The sequence below is a fragment of the Actinoalloteichus sp. GBA129-24 genome, from assembly GCF_001941645.1.
In the GTDB taxonomy this organism is placed as follows: domain Bacteria; phylum Actinomycetota; class Actinomycetes; order Mycobacteriales; family Pseudonocardiaceae; genus Actinoalloteichus_A; species Actinoalloteichus_A fjordicus.
On record NZ_CP016077.1, the window covers coordinates 3,784,032 to 3,798,307 of the forward strand.

Sequence of the window (14,276 nt, forward strand, 5' to 3'; positions counted from 1 at the left end):
ACCCGATATCAAATCAGATTGATGTTATTTGAATTATGCTGTAGGGCGAAGACCAGCCAGGCAGGCCAGCCCTCAACACATCGCCGTCACCGTCGCCATAGTCGGGAGGAGCGTCACCAATTTCCGGCACATCGAGGATATAGAAGGTCGAGGAAATGCCGGAAACTCTAAATCTTGCATTCGGAAAGAATGACAAGGTCACTTGAAATACCCCCGAAGAGAAGTCGGGAGAACTGGCTATCACATTCCAGGACGTCAACGAGGTGGCCGGCGAGCCATCCGACAGCCAATGGCACTCGCGGAGCCCACGGACGACGAGCAGCCCCGTGTTGCCGACATCAATCTGAAGTGCGGTACGCAGATCAAAGAGGATCCCCACAGTTGACCTGAGGACATCGGCGCGAACCTCAAGCACCTGCGTCTCCATCAACGCATCGTCCTCACGCAATGGATCGGGCTGCGTCCCCGCCACCGCACCTGAGACACCGGGCGTCCATAGAAGATCCCAGACTGATCTCATGCCAGTCGAAGACAGTTGTACTGGTCTGAACGAGTCCCGCATGTCATCCGAACCATCACCGCACTCGGATTCTACCGACTCGGATGCCGAATCATGAATAGCGATCAGCCCTAAATGAAAGAATCTCTACTTCTTCCGGATCAAAACAGAAGGGGTCCTCCCGGCCTTCTAGGACAAAACCGAAAAACTCCCTTAACGCCTCGTTTCCAAGATCAACCGGATGAAAAGGGAGTGGATAATCCACACCATGGAGCAGCTGGCGCTCGCCATTCCAGAAAGGTGACTCGAAGCTGAGCCTGTCACCTACATCTTCAATGATTCCATCCGCAGGACTTACACTCAGTGCCCGAACTAGATCGCCATCAGACCAAGTGGCGAATGCGGCCCAATCTTCGGCGCTATGCATGAAGACCACATAGGCATTCCCCTTCTGCGCCAGCGGTGAAATCGTTCCCGCCAGCAGACTTGGCCTACTACGTACGAGTGCCCGAGAGAAGATAACGTCCAAACCAGCGAAAGACGCCACACACACGACTCCCTCGTCTGGCCACACCGCGAGGTCAAGTGAAAGCGGTTCCGCCTCGCGGACCGGGCCTCCGAGAACCGTCTCGGCAAGGGACTTGGCCCGCGAAGCATCAATCTTCGGAAATGGAACGCGGAAAGCCTCCTTCGCATACCCCTCGGAAAATACCACCATGGCCACTTTAGACCCCATTTAGAATTCAACCCTTAAAATTGCAGAACCACAGCTACGGATTACTACATGCGGGACAACTTCATAGATCAATTTCTACCCTCATCGTCACCTGTGCGCCCTTTTTCAATCCCGGCAATCGACTTGTATTCAGCACGGCCCCACCGCGAGAAAGCTCCGCATACCCAACTCGTTGATTATCGGTGAGAGATGAACCCTCACCAGTCTTCACCTCAGTCGCGACCCAGTTCCCCGAAGAATCCTGTGCCACAAAATCAGCCCTAAACACGTTACCATGACTGTTCCTAAACCTTACCTCACTTGTAATGTTGGTGTAACCCTCATTTTGGAGCCGCTGGCGGGTGGCATTCTCACCAAGAGTACCGTGCGGAAGTCCGTTTACTGAACACTCACCAGCGTTGTGGACCAATACCGGCGCCGTACCCGCCAGCACATAGTACGTGTGCAGCCTGTCGATGGTGAGGTTACGTACCTGCTGTGGCGCGTCGTGGGCATCGACGGCGGTAACCGCAGCTTCCCGGTGGTCGGCAGTCTCGAAGCGGTGACCCGGCTCCAGGTCCTCGGCGTTGACCCAGGCGTTCACGTCCGCGACCCAGAACGGGTGCTCGGCCGTCGCGGTGATCGTGTCCGTGCCGCCGCCGTCTGACGTTGCCGTCACCGTTGCCGTCAAACGGCCAAAGGGGCCCCGCCGGAGATCACTCCGGCGGGGCACCTTTCTTTTCTTCCATTTCCCCAATATTTCAATCGCCAGGAAATTGCGCAATCAAACCAAGAGGATGCGGGACGCATCAAGCCAAGCGCCCGATTCCATCTATCCAGACGAAGAAGTGCCGTTCGCTGGAATCTTATAGGCCGCCGCAATTCCTTCATCGAAGATCACGACTAGCGCATCAGGCATATAAGTGAATCCCATCCCGTCGGATTCACCTAGCGCAATCACCAGGCTCGATTTATCGGAGAACCCGAAGCGGTACGCCCAAGGCATTTCTGGACATCCCTCGTTAGGGACATGCCAGGCGGCTCCGAGGCTGGCGATCGACACACCGAGGAACCGGCTCCAATCGATGTGATTACTCACATCAATAGGGTCTCCAAGCAATTTTGCGCCCGACTCCCCCGGGCCCCTGAACTCGATCGCCATGCCTTCATTAAAACCCTCCATCGCCCAGGCCAGAACCAGCACGGACCCGCTCTCCATGCCCAGCTCAACGGCCATGTCGACTTCGTGAGCGCGATCCTCTCTATGCCCTTCAGGCCAGCCGTTCCCACGCAGCGCCACATAACGGACCGTTCGCACGACCTCGCCTGCGATAGCTTCCTGGAGTTCAGCAAGACTGGCACCATTGTGGGCCCGAGCATCCCACGGCTGGATTGCCAACATTTCTAATACCGCCCAAAGTATTGGAACTGACCATTTGCGTCGAACGTCGCCCCGATTCCGAGCCCACCGGCCGGATCCGGCATGATGTACCGCGACCCGCCAGCGAAGTTGCCAGAATTCACAGGCGACGTAGCGGTTTTCGGGTTGGTCAGAATGTCATCCAGCAGATCCTGACCGGCCGATTTCAACTGCTTCCCTGGAACCACAGGCAGATCCCCGCGGTTCATGTGCTTCTGATACTCGCGTCCTGCATGAGTCGTCTTCCCCTTGGCCGCGCGCATACCGCTCTGCGAAAGAGCGTCCAGATCACGGCAGCCGCCGGAGTTGTGAACGAGGACCGGCGTCTCGCCCGCCAGCACATAGTACGTGTGCAGTCGACCGACGGTGAGGTTGTGTACCTGCCGCGGCACGTAGTAGGCATCGACCGCGGTAACCGCAGCTTCCCGGTGATCCGCCGTCTCGAAGCGGTGACCCGGCTCGAGGTCCTCGGCGTTGACCCAGGCATCCAGGTCCGCGACCCAGAAGGGATGCTCGGCCGTCGCGGTGATCGTGTCCGTGCTGCCGTCTTCGGTGACGATGGTGACGTCGACCAGCTGCTTGACGCCGTCGCCGACGATCGTTGCCGTCACCAGCTGAACGCTGGTCTCGCCCGTGGTCGGGTCCGTTGCCAGGACCTCGTCACCGACCCCGACGTCCTCGATCGGCTTCGTCGACCCGTCCGCCATGAGCACCTCGGTGCCCGCAGCGAAGCTGTTCGACGTATCGCAGGAGCCGGCATCGGTGAGGTTCGTCGGATCGGTGTAGGAGACCTCTGACGGAGCCTGGTCGTGCACGGAGATGTTCGTGATCACCGGCCCCGAGGAGTCGAGAAGATCACGCTGTAACCGGTCGTAGGACGCAGCCACGTCCTCCACTCGGTCCGACAGATCCCCGACCGCCCACGCAGGTAACGACGGCGACGTCGACACCGAGGGATCAGGACCGTCGCCGTACCACGGGTCGTCCCAGCCGTCCGGCAACGCCACCGGGTTCTCGATTGCGTTCTCGCGGTTCAGTCGGCGTGCCTCGATTGCCGGGTCCGGGGGCGGCGGTACATAGTAGGTCCAGGTCCCACCGGTGCCGGAGCCGGAACCAGGCCCGGAGAGGTACCAGAATCCAGATCCGCCGCCGCTGCCGGAACTCCAGTTCATCCCAGCCCAGAAACTCGTGAACCAGTTTCCCCACCCGCCACCATTGTTGCCAGAAGCTGCACACGTCGGGAAGCAGTTGTTGTTCGCCTGGTCATACCACCCGTTGGTTGAAGGCGGAGCCGCACTGGCCGAACCGGGAACCTTCCGGTTCGTCATTGAATCCCAGGCGTTACTGATCCCGTCCACAATCGAATTTCCTGCGTCGGCACACTTCCTGGGATTCCTCGCGCAGTACTTCGCCGCTTGTTTCGCGGCTTCGATGGCAAGCCACACAGCCCAAGGTAGGTGCCCGTCGGGGTCGATGAAGTTCGTCGGCGCCCCGGCCCCGTACGTGTACCGGTTCGTCAGGATCGACGGGCTGCTCGGGAGGTCGATGTCGTCCCGAGAGAGGAACGCGGCACTCGCGGGGTCGTACCAGCGGGCGCCCATGTTGGTCATGCCGGTGTCAGGGTCGGTCCAGTCGCCCTGGAACCCGATGATGCCGGTCGATCCGGCCGTGTCGACGACCTGGCCGAAGGGGTCGTAGGCGCGGGAGCCGGTCAGGGCAGCGCCGGTGACCGGCAGTCCGCCGATCACGTCGCCGTGCCGGTCCGAGACCGCCAACGCCGTCGTGTCGGCGTCGGACCAGGCCAGCAGCTCGTCGCCGGGCCCCCGGCCGAAGACCGAGGCGCCGTCGGACACCGGCTCGATGCTGAGCCCGGCATAGGAGAACCCGCCCACGCCGTTGCGGGCGCCCACCCGGTCCAGCGCGTCGTAGTCGTACGTCGTGCCGCCTCGGGCGATCAGCCTGTCGAAGGCGTCGAAGGAGAACTCCTCCACCAGCCCGGAGCTGTCCCGACCGGCCACGGTGCCTCGGGCGGTGTGCTCATAGGTGTAGTCGCCGTCGGCGAGCAGGCGGTTGCGCTCGTCATAAGCGGCCGTCTTGTCCCCGACCGCGATCCGGTTCCCGGCGGCATCGCTGCCCGGCTGGCGGAGTGCGGGTTGGAGTTGCATCCGGTGAAGACCCGGTTGGTGTATTGCAAGGACGAGAACCGTCCGGGCTCCTACGAGTACGAGCAGTTCACGTTCCTGGGATACACGTTCCGAGCACGGCAATCGTATAGTTCGGTGACGGCGAAGTTCTTCGTCAGTTTCTCCCCGGCGGTCAGCCGGGAGGCACTGACGCGGATACGACGCACGATCCGGGGTTGGCGTCTTCATCGGCGCAGTGACATGACCTTTCAGGAGATCGTCGCCCACATCAACAAGTATGCCACCGGGTGGATCGCCTACTATGGGCGGTTCTACAAATCTCAGCTACATGCGGCGTTCTACGGCCTGAACGATTTCCTGGTGAAATGGGCCAGACGGAAGTATAAGACGTTGAAGAGGCGCAAGAAACATGCGTGGGCGTGGCTGATCGGGATCGCGAGTCGGTACCCGTTGAGTCTTGCTCATTGGCGTCTTGGTGTTCGTCCGACGTGAACGGTGAAGGTTGGATGATGGGAGCCGTGTAAGCCGAGAGGTTTACGCACGGTTCTGAGAGAGCCGGGCGGTGCGATTCCGCCCGGCCACTCGCTTTCGCGCGGGAGCTCGACCCGCGACCGCCACGATAGTCGAGTTCATCGACGACCACAGGGAATCGTTCGGAGTCGAGCCGGTCTGCCGTGAATTGGAGATCGCTCCGTCGACCTACTACGCCGCCGTGTCCCGGCCGCGCTCCGCCCGGTCGATCCGCGACGACGAACTGAAGAGCGAGATCCGACGTGTGTTCGAGGAGAACTACGGCGTCTACGGAGCACGGAAGATCTGGCGGCAACTGGGCCGCGAGGGCATCGACGTCGCCCGGTGCACGGTCGAGCGGCTGATGCGCGAGTTGAGGATCTCTGGTGCCGTGCGCGGGAGAACCCGGCGCACGACCGTGGCCGACCCGAGTGCTCGACGACCTCCGGACCTGGTCAACCGCGACTTCACCGGGATCGAGTAAGACCAGGACGGCACGGTGCCGCGTGAGGCCTTCCCCCAGTGCCGCCGTCGCGGCCCGCATCTGCGCGTTGGTCGCGACATCGCCCGCCCACAACGCCCGCGAGATCTGGTTCAGAAGCACACCGGCCCGGCGGATCTCCCATTCGACACGGTCCAGCTCGGTCACCAACGTCCGTGCCTGCGCCAACGACAACCCCGGCGCAGTCGGCGAAGGCCTCTCGGTCATCGGCGAGGCCGACACCGCCGACTCCACCAACAACCTCGGCACGCTCACGCCCGCAGCCGCCGCCCGCACCGTCAACTCCACCGCCTCGGCGTGACCGGCGTGCACCGACCACTGCACAGGCCGACCACCCTCGACCCGCCGCTGCCGCCTTCCCCGCACTCCCATCCCGCTACCACCGTCCCGTGCCGCTACACCATTCGGAGTAGCGACACGGTAAGCGGGGACACGCCGCAGCGGCGGCATCCGCAGGACAATTCTGCGCACCGACGCCGATCAGGCGTCTGAGCTCTAGCTCGCTCCCGCCGATCAGACAGGCACCGACGCCCCTGCGAGCAGTGCCAGCCCGAGCAAGGCGACCACCGCCGCACCCGCAAGCACGCCCGTCGCAGCAGCGCGATCAGCGGCGTTTCGACCATGCAACACCGACGGGGTGGCCATCAATCCCACGACGACAGCGGCACCGACAACCGCCAAAACCAGATAGAGCAGCATCGTTCTCGTTCCTCCACGATTCGAGTTCATCTCGACGGGGAGGGGGCTCCGAGGTTCTCCACTGTGTCTACTTCGGAGCAGAACACGACCCATAACCCTCAAGATCCCACCTTCAGTGGGCCAGCGACGGCCACCGAATGATCACGCGGTCCTCACCATCGCTGCAGGCGCAGTTGCCCGCTGGCGAGGCCTTCGCGCAGCGCGGTCGGCTGCGGCCTGCCAGGCACGTTGTGCTGTGCCAACGCCCGGACGGCAGGCGTCTCAGCCCACTCCCGCGCGTCCATGGCTGTCTTCGGCCAATCGGCGCCCGGCAGCTCCACGCCGAAGTCGCACACCGCGAGCTGGCCGCGGTGGACCGCGTCGACGACATCCAGTGCCATATCGAGCAGGTCGGTGTAGCCGACTGCAACCGCCTTGAAGACGCCGCCGCTGCGGAGGGACCCGACGTAGCACTTGTTCACCTGCTAGTCACAGCACGCGCAGTCCGCGCAGCGGACATCGTCGACGGGCGCCACCAACGCGGTGTCACACGTCAGGCACGCCGCCCAGGAGACCGCTGGCTGAAAGCACAGCGGCTCGTCGGTGATCGTCACGGTGCCTTGGATGAGCTGGTCGTGTCCGCAGCGCGTGCAGATCACCCGACGGGACACCGCGAGCCTCGTCCCGGCTTCCCCCGAACCTCTATTACGGCGTCGACCGGTCCTTGGCAGCCAGACTACTCGAAACAGATGCTTCCACCGCCTGAATCTGCCCCCATTTCAGTGGTGGTCTCCCGGCCCTGCGTTGTTCTCGCGTTCGTCGGCATCGGCGCCGTCGTAGTCGAGCGTCGTCATCTGGCGTGTGCAGCCGTCGTGGGGCCGAGCTCGAAATCGACCTGACCCGCATTCTTCGGCCCGTCACGTCGGGGTGCGCAACCCGGGCCGGCACGGGGAACACCCGACGGAGGTCAGCGCCGCCCGGACATCGGGTTGGTGGTCGGGTACCCGATGGCGGAGGTGGTGTTGTGGTGGCTGATCCACCCGGTGGTTGCGCGGGCGATACCGGGACCGGTCAATCCCATCTCTGCAAGGAGTTCGTTGCGGGATGCGTGCTCGGGGAAGCAGCGTGGGATGGCCAGATTCAGCAGCGGCATATCCAGACCGGCCTCGCGTAGCAGCCCTGATACAGCCTGGCCCACACCGCCGGCGCGGCTGTTGTCCTCCACCGTGACCACGTGGCGGTGTCGTACGGCCAGTGCGGTGATCGACGCGGGAACCGGCAACACCCAGCGTGGGTCGATGACGGTGGTGCTGATGCCGTGACCGTGGAGCAGTTCGGCGGCGGCCAGGCAAGCAGCGGCCATCGCGCCGACGGAGATCAGGAGGACGTCGGTGGCGTGGTCTTCGCCGTCGGTGGGGGTCGGGCGGTGCAGCACGTCGAGCCCGTCGACGCGGTCGAGTGCGGGGATGTCGGCACCGACGGTGCCCTTGGGGTAGCGCAGCACCGTAGGGGCGTCGTCCACCTCGATCGCCTCGCCCAACAGCACCCGCAGTGTGGCGGCGTCGCGGGGTGCCGCCACGCGCAGGCCGGGCACGGTGCCCAGCATCGACAGGTCCCACATGCCGTTGTGGCTGGGCCCGTCGGAACCGGTGATCCCGGCCCGGTCGAGCACGATGGTCACCGGGAGTCGGTGCAGCGCTAGGTCGAGCAACACCTGGTCATAAGCGCGGTTGAGGAAGGTCGCGTACAACGCGATCACAGGATGCAGGCCGCCCATCGCCATCCCGGCCGCCATCGTCACGGCGTGCTGCTCCGCGATGCCCACATCGAAGAATCGAGTGGGAAAAGCCTCAGCGAAGCGGTCCAGCCCGACCGGCCCACGCATCGCGGCCGAGATGGTCACCAGGTCACGGCGCCGGGCGCCCAGCGCGGTGACCTCCTCGGCGAACACGCTGGTCCAGTCCAGAGCGGAGGCTTTCAGGGATCGGCCGGTGACCGGATCGATGGGGCCCACAACGTGGAACTGCTCGGCCTCGTCAGCCTCGGCGGGGCCGTAGCCGCGGCCCTTGGCAGTGATGGCGTGCACGACCACCGGCCCACCGTAGCCGTGCGCCAACCGCAATGTCTCCTGCAAAGCGGGCAGGTCGTGCCCGTCAACGGGCCCCAGGTACTTCAATCCGAGGTCGGCGAACAGCACCTGCGGGGCCAGCACGTCCTTGACGCCTTCCTTCGCCGCATGCAGCGCCCGGAACAGGGTTTCGCCCCCGGGGGCGCGGCGCAGTGCCCTTCTGCCCCATTCCAGTGCGGCCTCATAGCGGGGGTTGGTGCGCAGTGCCGCCAGATGGTCGGCCAGGCCACCGATGGTGGGCGAGTAGGAGCGGCCGTTGTCGTTGACGACGATCACCAAGGGCTGTCCGGGATCAGCGGCAATGTTGTTCAGCGCCTCCCACGCCATGCCACCAGTCAGCGCGCCGTCACCGATCACCGCGACCACACGTCTGTGCGAGCGTCCGCTCAGGGTGTTCGCGCGGGCGATCCCTGCGGCCCAGCTGGTGGCGGTAGAGGCGTGGGAATTCTCCACCACGTCGTGCTCGGACTCCGCACGCGACGGGTAGCCGGACAGCCCGCCCTTGGCCTTGAGCCGGGAGAAGTCATGACGGCCGGTGAGCAGCTTGTGAACGTAGCTCTGGTGGCCGGTGTCGAACACGATCGTGTCTCGAGGTGAGTCGAACACCCGGTGCAGGGCGATCGTCAGCTCGACCACGCCGAGGTTGGGGCCCAGGTGCCCGCCGGTCTTGGCGACCTCCGAGATGAGGAAGCGGCGGATGTCCGCCGCTAGATGCGGCAGGTCCTGTTCGGACAGTGCCCTGAGGTCGGCGGGGCCGTCGATGCCTTCCAGCAGCGTCACGGGTGTGCCCTCTCACTGATCGGTGGCGTGGTGTAGCCGGCGGCGCAGGGGGCTGGCGGACGCCGCAGAGTCTAGCTGCGTCCGGCCATAAATGGTGACCGATGTGTGGGCATGCGATCACGGCCCGTGGTTGGTCAGGTCAACGCGGTATGCCAGGACGGTCAGCTCGGGCTGGCGCTCGGCGGTGGACACCTCAACGTCGCGGGCATGAGGAAACCCGTCGGGGCCGATCGAGTCGGGCAATAACAGCCGAATCGCTTCGGACGACGCGGCAGGTCTGGGGTGCAGGCGGCGCAGCACGGTGAGGTGGATCGTGGCCACCATCGGGACCAGTTCGACCAGCGGGCGCTGCCAGCGCAGACGGTCGCCGAGGTCGACTCGAACCAAGCCGTCCAGACGAACTCGTTCCAGCGCGTCGACGACCAGTTCCAGCTCCACTCGGTAGCCGCGGGGCCAACGGCATCGGAGCCAGCATGGCGAACACGTCGATGCCGCCTCGGAAGTCTGCCGCGCTGGCCGTCTCCCAGCTGATCCAGAGGCCTGCTGCGAGCATCACGCCGCCCGTCAGCGCGGCCGGTCCGGTGCGAGCCAGGTGGACACCGTGGTTTCCCAGGTTGTAGAGGACCACCGCGAGTGGCAGGAAGACCAACGGAGACAACCTGACTCCCCCGGCCGCACCGGCCACGACTGCCGCCACCAGCGTGCCGAAGATCAGCAGGAAGGCGGTGACCGGCACTCGACGCCGAGCCGACAAGGCAACCAGGGCCACCAGCTCGAAGCCGATCAGCAGCAACTACGCGGTTGAGGACTCGTCCGTGCTCGGCTGTAACAGCGGCGGCACCACCAGGGTCAACGCGATGACCACGGCATCCGCTTCCCACCAACGCCACGGGCCAGAATCTCCCGTCACAGCCCAACCCTATGGCCGAGTCTGCCGCCGATCGTCACTCTTAGGGACTACCGGGCTGATCCCTCACCCGTCCAGACAATACAGCGAAGCCGCAGCTGTCGCCCCGCTCGGCAGGACTCCGGGGCTCGCGCCCTGCGCCCGTAGCTCGTTCAGCTGGCTCCTGGCGCGGTGATCATCGCGGTCCACGAGTCACTGCCGAAAAGCAGGCGCGAAGCTCCTGATCGGCCGCCACCCCGGGCGCCGGGTCGCGGCACCACTGTCAGGGGGTGCCGCGTCGACACCTCGCAGGCCATCCCGTCTCGTCCACCGGTGCTCGGACGCCCGGCGTGGGCAGGCCAGTGCCGCACCGTTCGCTGCGCCGCAGCCCTCACCTGCTCGTCGTCCGTCTCCGGGTCCAGACCGAGCCGGGTACGCGGATCGATCCCGTGTTCGCCGAGCAGCCGTACAGCGTCGTCGGCGACGCCGTACGGAAATCGGGTCCATCCCCTTCGTCGCTGTCGGCTCGAGGGACGACAAGCAACGGCAGACGCTCACCCGACCGAGGCGAGACGCGACCCTCTGCCCTGCGTCTACGTCGCCAGAGTTCCGGATGGGGGCCGCACCTCGACGAGCTCCGCATGCCTGCCCTGTTAACGATTCGCCCCTCGTCCGACATCAGGATCTGGTCCGCCCTGGTTCGACGTCCTCGCCGTCCAGATGCCTCCGTAAGCCACTCACTTCCTCCGCAGGAGGCTTGGAGCCGACGGCCGCATGCCGCCTACGGTCTTCGCAGCACGACGGGTCTCGATCGACTATCTGCGAACGATGCGACTTGTCGCTGCGAACCGGCCGAGAGAAGCACGTCGTCACTGATCAGCCCACATGTCCTGCCCTAAGGCATTACATCGGCGCACGAAGAGGTTCGCCCTGAGTAGCCACCCAACTCGTGAACTCGTGTGAGATCCGGCGCACGACCTCGGCCGTGTCGTCGTCGATCGCCAGCACCCCGAAGTCGGTACCCCTCGGCGGCCTTACGCGGGTTGCGGGCACCCAGACCGATCGCCGCTGTCAAACCAGGTGCAACACCGGAACCGCGCGGCGGCAAGACGCTGGGAATCGTGCCGCCGAACGCCTACCGTGCGCTCGCCGTCGGAGTGGAAGAACGTGGGCGGCTTCTTCCGCCGCAGTCGGATCGCGGGGAGCACAGCTGGAAGCTCGGCGGCAACACCAGGGGTCGGACGAAGTGTGCCCGAGCGCTCGTCCGAGGGAACGACGGAGAACGGTTTCCGGTCACGATCAGATGCACCGCGCCCCGGCAACCCCCCGGGCACCCCGGACACCCCCTGCCGAAAGCAGACCGGCCCCACGCCGCAGCGCGGGGTGCCCCGTGAACGGCGTTCGGACACGCACGAGTTGGCCGACGTACTGGGCGAGTGCGCGCGAAACGGACAGGATGGCCAGGTATGGGATCCTGCGGATTCCGTGGTGCAGGAAGAACCAGCTGAGCGTGCAACCTGTGAATGGAGCAACGAATTAGCCCATCTGCTGGAACATTACCACGCACAACCAGCGGGCCAGCGTCGTCTGTCGACCTTCAATTCATCGAACACCACGGTGATAAGCCTCAGCGATCCCCGTGGTCCAACCATGACCGGGCCAGGCAGGACGCTGGTCCACGCCACCGGAAACTGCGCAGCGGGTCGGTTCGCACCGACCGAACCGACGTGACGCAGGAGCGAACCCACCGTTCACCGTCGAACGGCGTCAGGCACTCCTGTGGTGGAGGGGGGGGTGACCGTGAGCACAGCACGCTGCCAGCCGGTGGCCTGCTCACGAGTCGTCGAGAGACATCACGACGCACCAATCACAATAATCACGGGACAGGCTCCCGCGAACTTTGGATATCGAGTATTGGCCAACGTCAGAGAACTCCCCATTCTGAAAAAACGGAGACCAATATGAAAAACTCGACAAGCACGATGACCTCGTGCAGAACAGTCATCGCCACCAAGAACGGAGCTTCCTCCGACGATGACTGCGATATCTACACCTCGTTGTCCGAGCAGTCCGGTCTCTGCACGGCCCACCTGGACACGCACCTGCGGGTTCGCGATGCCAGCGAGGATTTCTGCGATCAGTTCGACCGGACCGCCGCACAGGTCTGCGGGTTGAATTTCGTCGAGCTCGTCCATCCCAGCGCGCGCAGGCTGCTACAGCAGCAATTCGGACGCCTGATCGAGGGCACCAACAAGAGTTTCGTCGATAAGCTGACCACCGTTCGTCAGCAGCGAACCGCACGCCTCGGCGACCTGTGGGCCATGGCGGTCACCGAGCGGGCCGGGGAATTGAAGCACATCCTGGTGCTGCTCAACCCCGCGACCGATGAAGGCCAGTCCGTCAAACCGAAGAAACGCCTCATGCTCTCATCGATGGATGCGACGATCATCGAGAACGTCGCATCCGGACTGTCCAGCGTGACCATCGCGAACCGAATGTACCTGAGCAGGCAGAGCGTCGAGTACCACGTGAGCAATCTGATCCGCGAGTTCAAGGTGGCCAACCGCACCGCACTCATCGCGAAAGCCTACAGCCTGGGTATTCTCTCTTCCGACGTGTGGCCGCCACGGGTTCCCGAAGCGTATATCAAGTAGAACGCCGCCCGGGCTGCCGTGCAACGGTGCACGGCAGCGACGACGGAGCAGGCACTCACCCGCCGGACCCGCCGCCGCCACCGGTTCTAGGCCGGACTCACGACCCGCGCCCGGGATTCGAACACCGCGACCGCGCCGTCGACGCCGCCGGCCGCGCGGATGTTCTCCTGCAGCGCCTCGATGGCCTTGCGGTAGTGCGGCGCGTCCGCCTCCCGCACCGCAGCCAGCAGCACCTCACCGTCGATCTGATCGTGACGGATCAGCGGGCCGACGCCCAGTTCGGCCGCCCGCTCGGCGATCATCTGTTGTTCCGGCGAGTGCGGCACCATCACCGGTGTGACCCCATAGTGCAATGCCTGCATCAGGCTGCCCATACCGGCTTGGTTGATGATCATTCTGGCGTGTGGCAGCACGGCGAGATGCGGAAGCCATTGGTGCACCTCGACGTTCTCCGGGACAATCCCCAGTTCCTCGGGCCGCACCCGGCTGCCTAGGGTGAGCACCACATGCCATGGTTGGCCTTCGAAGGCCTGCGCGCACATCCGGAAGAACTCGGGGCGCTCGTTCGTCGTGGTGCCGAGCGAGACCAGGACCACCGGGAGACCGCTGGCAGGGGGCGTCCAGCCAGTCTCCGGTTCCTTTCGCTCCAGGCACGGCCCGACGAAGGAATGGCGTTCGTCGAAGGTCTCGTAGCCGAGCTGGAACTCTTTGGGGAAGAAGGCGAGGTTGGCCTCCTCAGCGGGATCGTTCACCAACGCGGGGTCGCTAAAGCCGTGCGCTCCGAGGTAGGTCATCAGCGCGGTGAAGTACTCGGCCATCGCGGGGTGCTGCGGATCGAACTGTTCGCCGACCTGTTCGAAGAGCTTGACGAGAAACAAGAACTCGTTACTGGAGGCGAAGGTGGGGAACAACTCGATCGCAGGCCGATTCCACTTCCTGGAGAGAACCCGCCCCGAGAGGAACGTGACGAGGTCGTAGGCCACCACGTCCGGTGGGGCGTCGGCGAAGTGGGCCTCGATCGAGGCGGTGGTGGCCTGTGCCTCCTGGACCGCCCGGAGGGGTTGGCGGAACATGTGCTCGACGTCGAATAGATCGCCGGGCGGGGTGGTGGACAATGGGGATTCGTAGATCAGCACCTCGGCACCGGTTGCCGCGACCGTCTCGGCCAGATTCTCGGTGATGGCGTAAACCACCTCATGACCTCGGCGCACCAACTCGGTCACCAGCGGCAGGGTGGGCATGACGTGACCATGCATCGGAAGCGGCATCATCAGGATACGCAGACCCGTCACCGGCTCCGCCTCGTTGGTCTCCGAATGCAATGAACGTGGCGACATTGCTCTCCTTACAGTTGGTCGCG

The 14,276-nt window shown here is 64.4% G+C and carries 13 protein-coding genes, 1 pseudogene and 1 other annotated feature; of the genes and pseudogenes, 4 read left to right on the top strand and 10 right to left on the bottom strand.

Features of this window, described 5'->3' with window-relative positions:
* Positions 1-13: 13 nt before the first annotated feature.
* The 5 genes from UA75_RS32960 to UA75_RS31860 all read right to left on the bottom strand — a co-directional run bounded on the left by UA75_RS32960 (position 14) and on the right by UA75_RS31860 (position 5,045).
* Complete coding sequence (locus UA75_RS32960; protein ID WP_157434249.1) at positions 14-427, bottom strand: hypothetical protein; 414 nt, start codon at positions 425-427, stop codon at positions 14-16.
* A gap of 184 nt (positions 428-611) precedes the next feature.
* The gene (locus UA75_RS16905) at positions 612-1,217 is read right to left on the bottom strand and encodes a DUF6928 family protein (RefSeq protein WP_232251236.1); all 606 of its coding nucleotides are present in this window, start codon (positions 1,215-1,217) and stop codon (positions 612-614) included.
* Between the two features lie 79 nt (positions 1,218-1,296).
* Positions 1,297-1,998 (bottom strand): polymorphic toxin-type HINT domain-containing protein, encoded by a 702-nt coding sequence (locus tag UA75_RS16910; RefSeq protein WP_083690741.1) that lies wholly within the window; start codon positions 1,996-1,998, stop codon positions 1,297-1,299.
* A 48-nt stretch (positions 1,999-2,046) separates the two neighbouring features.
* Positions 2,047-2,616 carry a hypothetical protein gene (locus UA75_RS16915; protein ID WP_157434250.1) on the bottom strand — a complete coding sequence of 190 codons (570 nt, stop codon included), beginning with the start codon at positions 2,614-2,616 and terminating at the stop codon, positions 2,047-2,049.
* A 2-nt stretch (positions 2,617-2,618) separates the two neighbouring features.
* Entirely contained in the window at positions 2,619-5,045 is a 2,427-nt protein-coding gene (locus UA75_RS31860) for an RHS repeat-associated core domain-containing protein (RefSeq protein WP_232251085.1), read from the bottom strand.
* Here UA75_RS31860 and UA75_RS35180 point away from each other — a divergent pair.
* The 3 genes and pseudogenes from UA75_RS35180 (at position 5,019) to UA75_RS16940 (ending at position 6,091) form a co-directional block, all read left to right on the top strand.
* The gene (locus UA75_RS35180; protein ID WP_412459525.1) at positions 5,019-5,270 is read left to right on the top strand and encodes a group II intron maturase-specific domain-containing protein; all 252 of its coding nucleotides are present in this window, start codon (positions 5,019-5,021) and stop codon (positions 5,268-5,270) included. The genes UA75_RS31860 and UA75_RS35180 overlap by 27 nt on opposite strands.
* A 91-nt stretch (positions 5,271-5,361) precedes the next feature.
* Positions 5,362-5,472 (top strand) — a sequence feature (AL1L pseudoknot).
* Positions 5,368-5,757: pseudogene (locus tag UA75_RS16935) on the top strand (IS3 family transposase); the annotation flags it as partial. Its footprint overlaps the feature before it by 105 nt.
* Positions 5,758-5,794: 37 nt before the next feature.
* The gene (locus UA75_RS16940; protein ID WP_075741072.1) at positions 5,795-6,091 is read left to right on the top strand and encodes a hypothetical protein; all 297 of its coding nucleotides are present in this window, start codon (positions 5,795-5,797) and stop codon (positions 6,089-6,091) included.
* A 212-nt stretch (positions 6,092-6,303) separates the two neighbouring features.
* Here UA75_RS16940 and UA75_RS16945 read toward each other — a convergent pair whose 3' ends face one another.
* The 4 genes from UA75_RS16945 to UA75_RS16960 all read right to left on the bottom strand — a co-directional run bounded on the left by UA75_RS16945 (position 6,304) and on the right by UA75_RS16960 (position 9,814).
* Entirely contained in the window at positions 6,304-6,489 is a 186-nt protein-coding gene (locus UA75_RS16945; protein WP_075741073.1) for a hypothetical protein, read from the bottom strand.
* A gap of 152 nt (positions 6,490-6,641) precedes the next feature.
* Positions 6,642-6,950 carry a hypothetical protein gene (locus tag UA75_RS16950; RefSeq protein ID WP_075741074.1) on the bottom strand — a complete coding sequence of 103 codons (309 nt, stop codon included), beginning with the start codon at positions 6,948-6,950 and terminating at the stop codon, positions 6,642-6,644.
* Positions 6,951-7,435: 485 nt separating this feature from the next.
* Positions 7,436-9,376 carry a 1-deoxy-D-xylulose-5-phosphate synthase gene (gene dxs / locus UA75_RS16955; protein WP_083690745.1) on the bottom strand — a complete coding sequence of 647 codons (1,941 nt, stop codon included), beginning with the start codon at positions 9,374-9,376 and terminating at the stop codon, positions 7,436-7,438.
* Between the two features lie 117 nt (positions 9,377-9,493).
* On the bottom strand, positions 9,494-9,814 hold the full coding sequence (locus UA75_RS16960) for a hypothetical protein (RefSeq protein WP_075741075.1): 321 nt from the start codon (positions 9,812-9,814) through the stop codon (positions 9,494-9,496).
* A 2,409-nt stretch (positions 9,815-12,223) separates the two neighbouring features.
* On the opposite strand from UA75_RS16960, the gene UA75_RS33950 reads away from it, so the two are divergent.
* On the top strand, positions 12,224-12,916 hold the full coding sequence (locus tag UA75_RS33950) for a helix-turn-helix transcriptional regulator (RefSeq protein ID WP_198044164.1): 693 nt from the start codon (positions 12,224-12,226) through the stop codon (positions 12,914-12,916).
* Between the two features lie 86 nt (positions 12,917-13,002).
* Here UA75_RS33950 and UA75_RS16970 read toward each other — a convergent pair whose 3' ends face one another.
* Positions 13,003-14,253 (bottom strand): macrolide family glycosyltransferase, encoded by a 1,251-nt coding sequence (locus UA75_RS16970; protein ID WP_075741076.1) that lies wholly within the window; start codon positions 14,251-14,253, stop codon positions 13,003-13,005.
* Between the last annotated feature and the right edge of the window lie 23 nt (positions 14,254-14,276).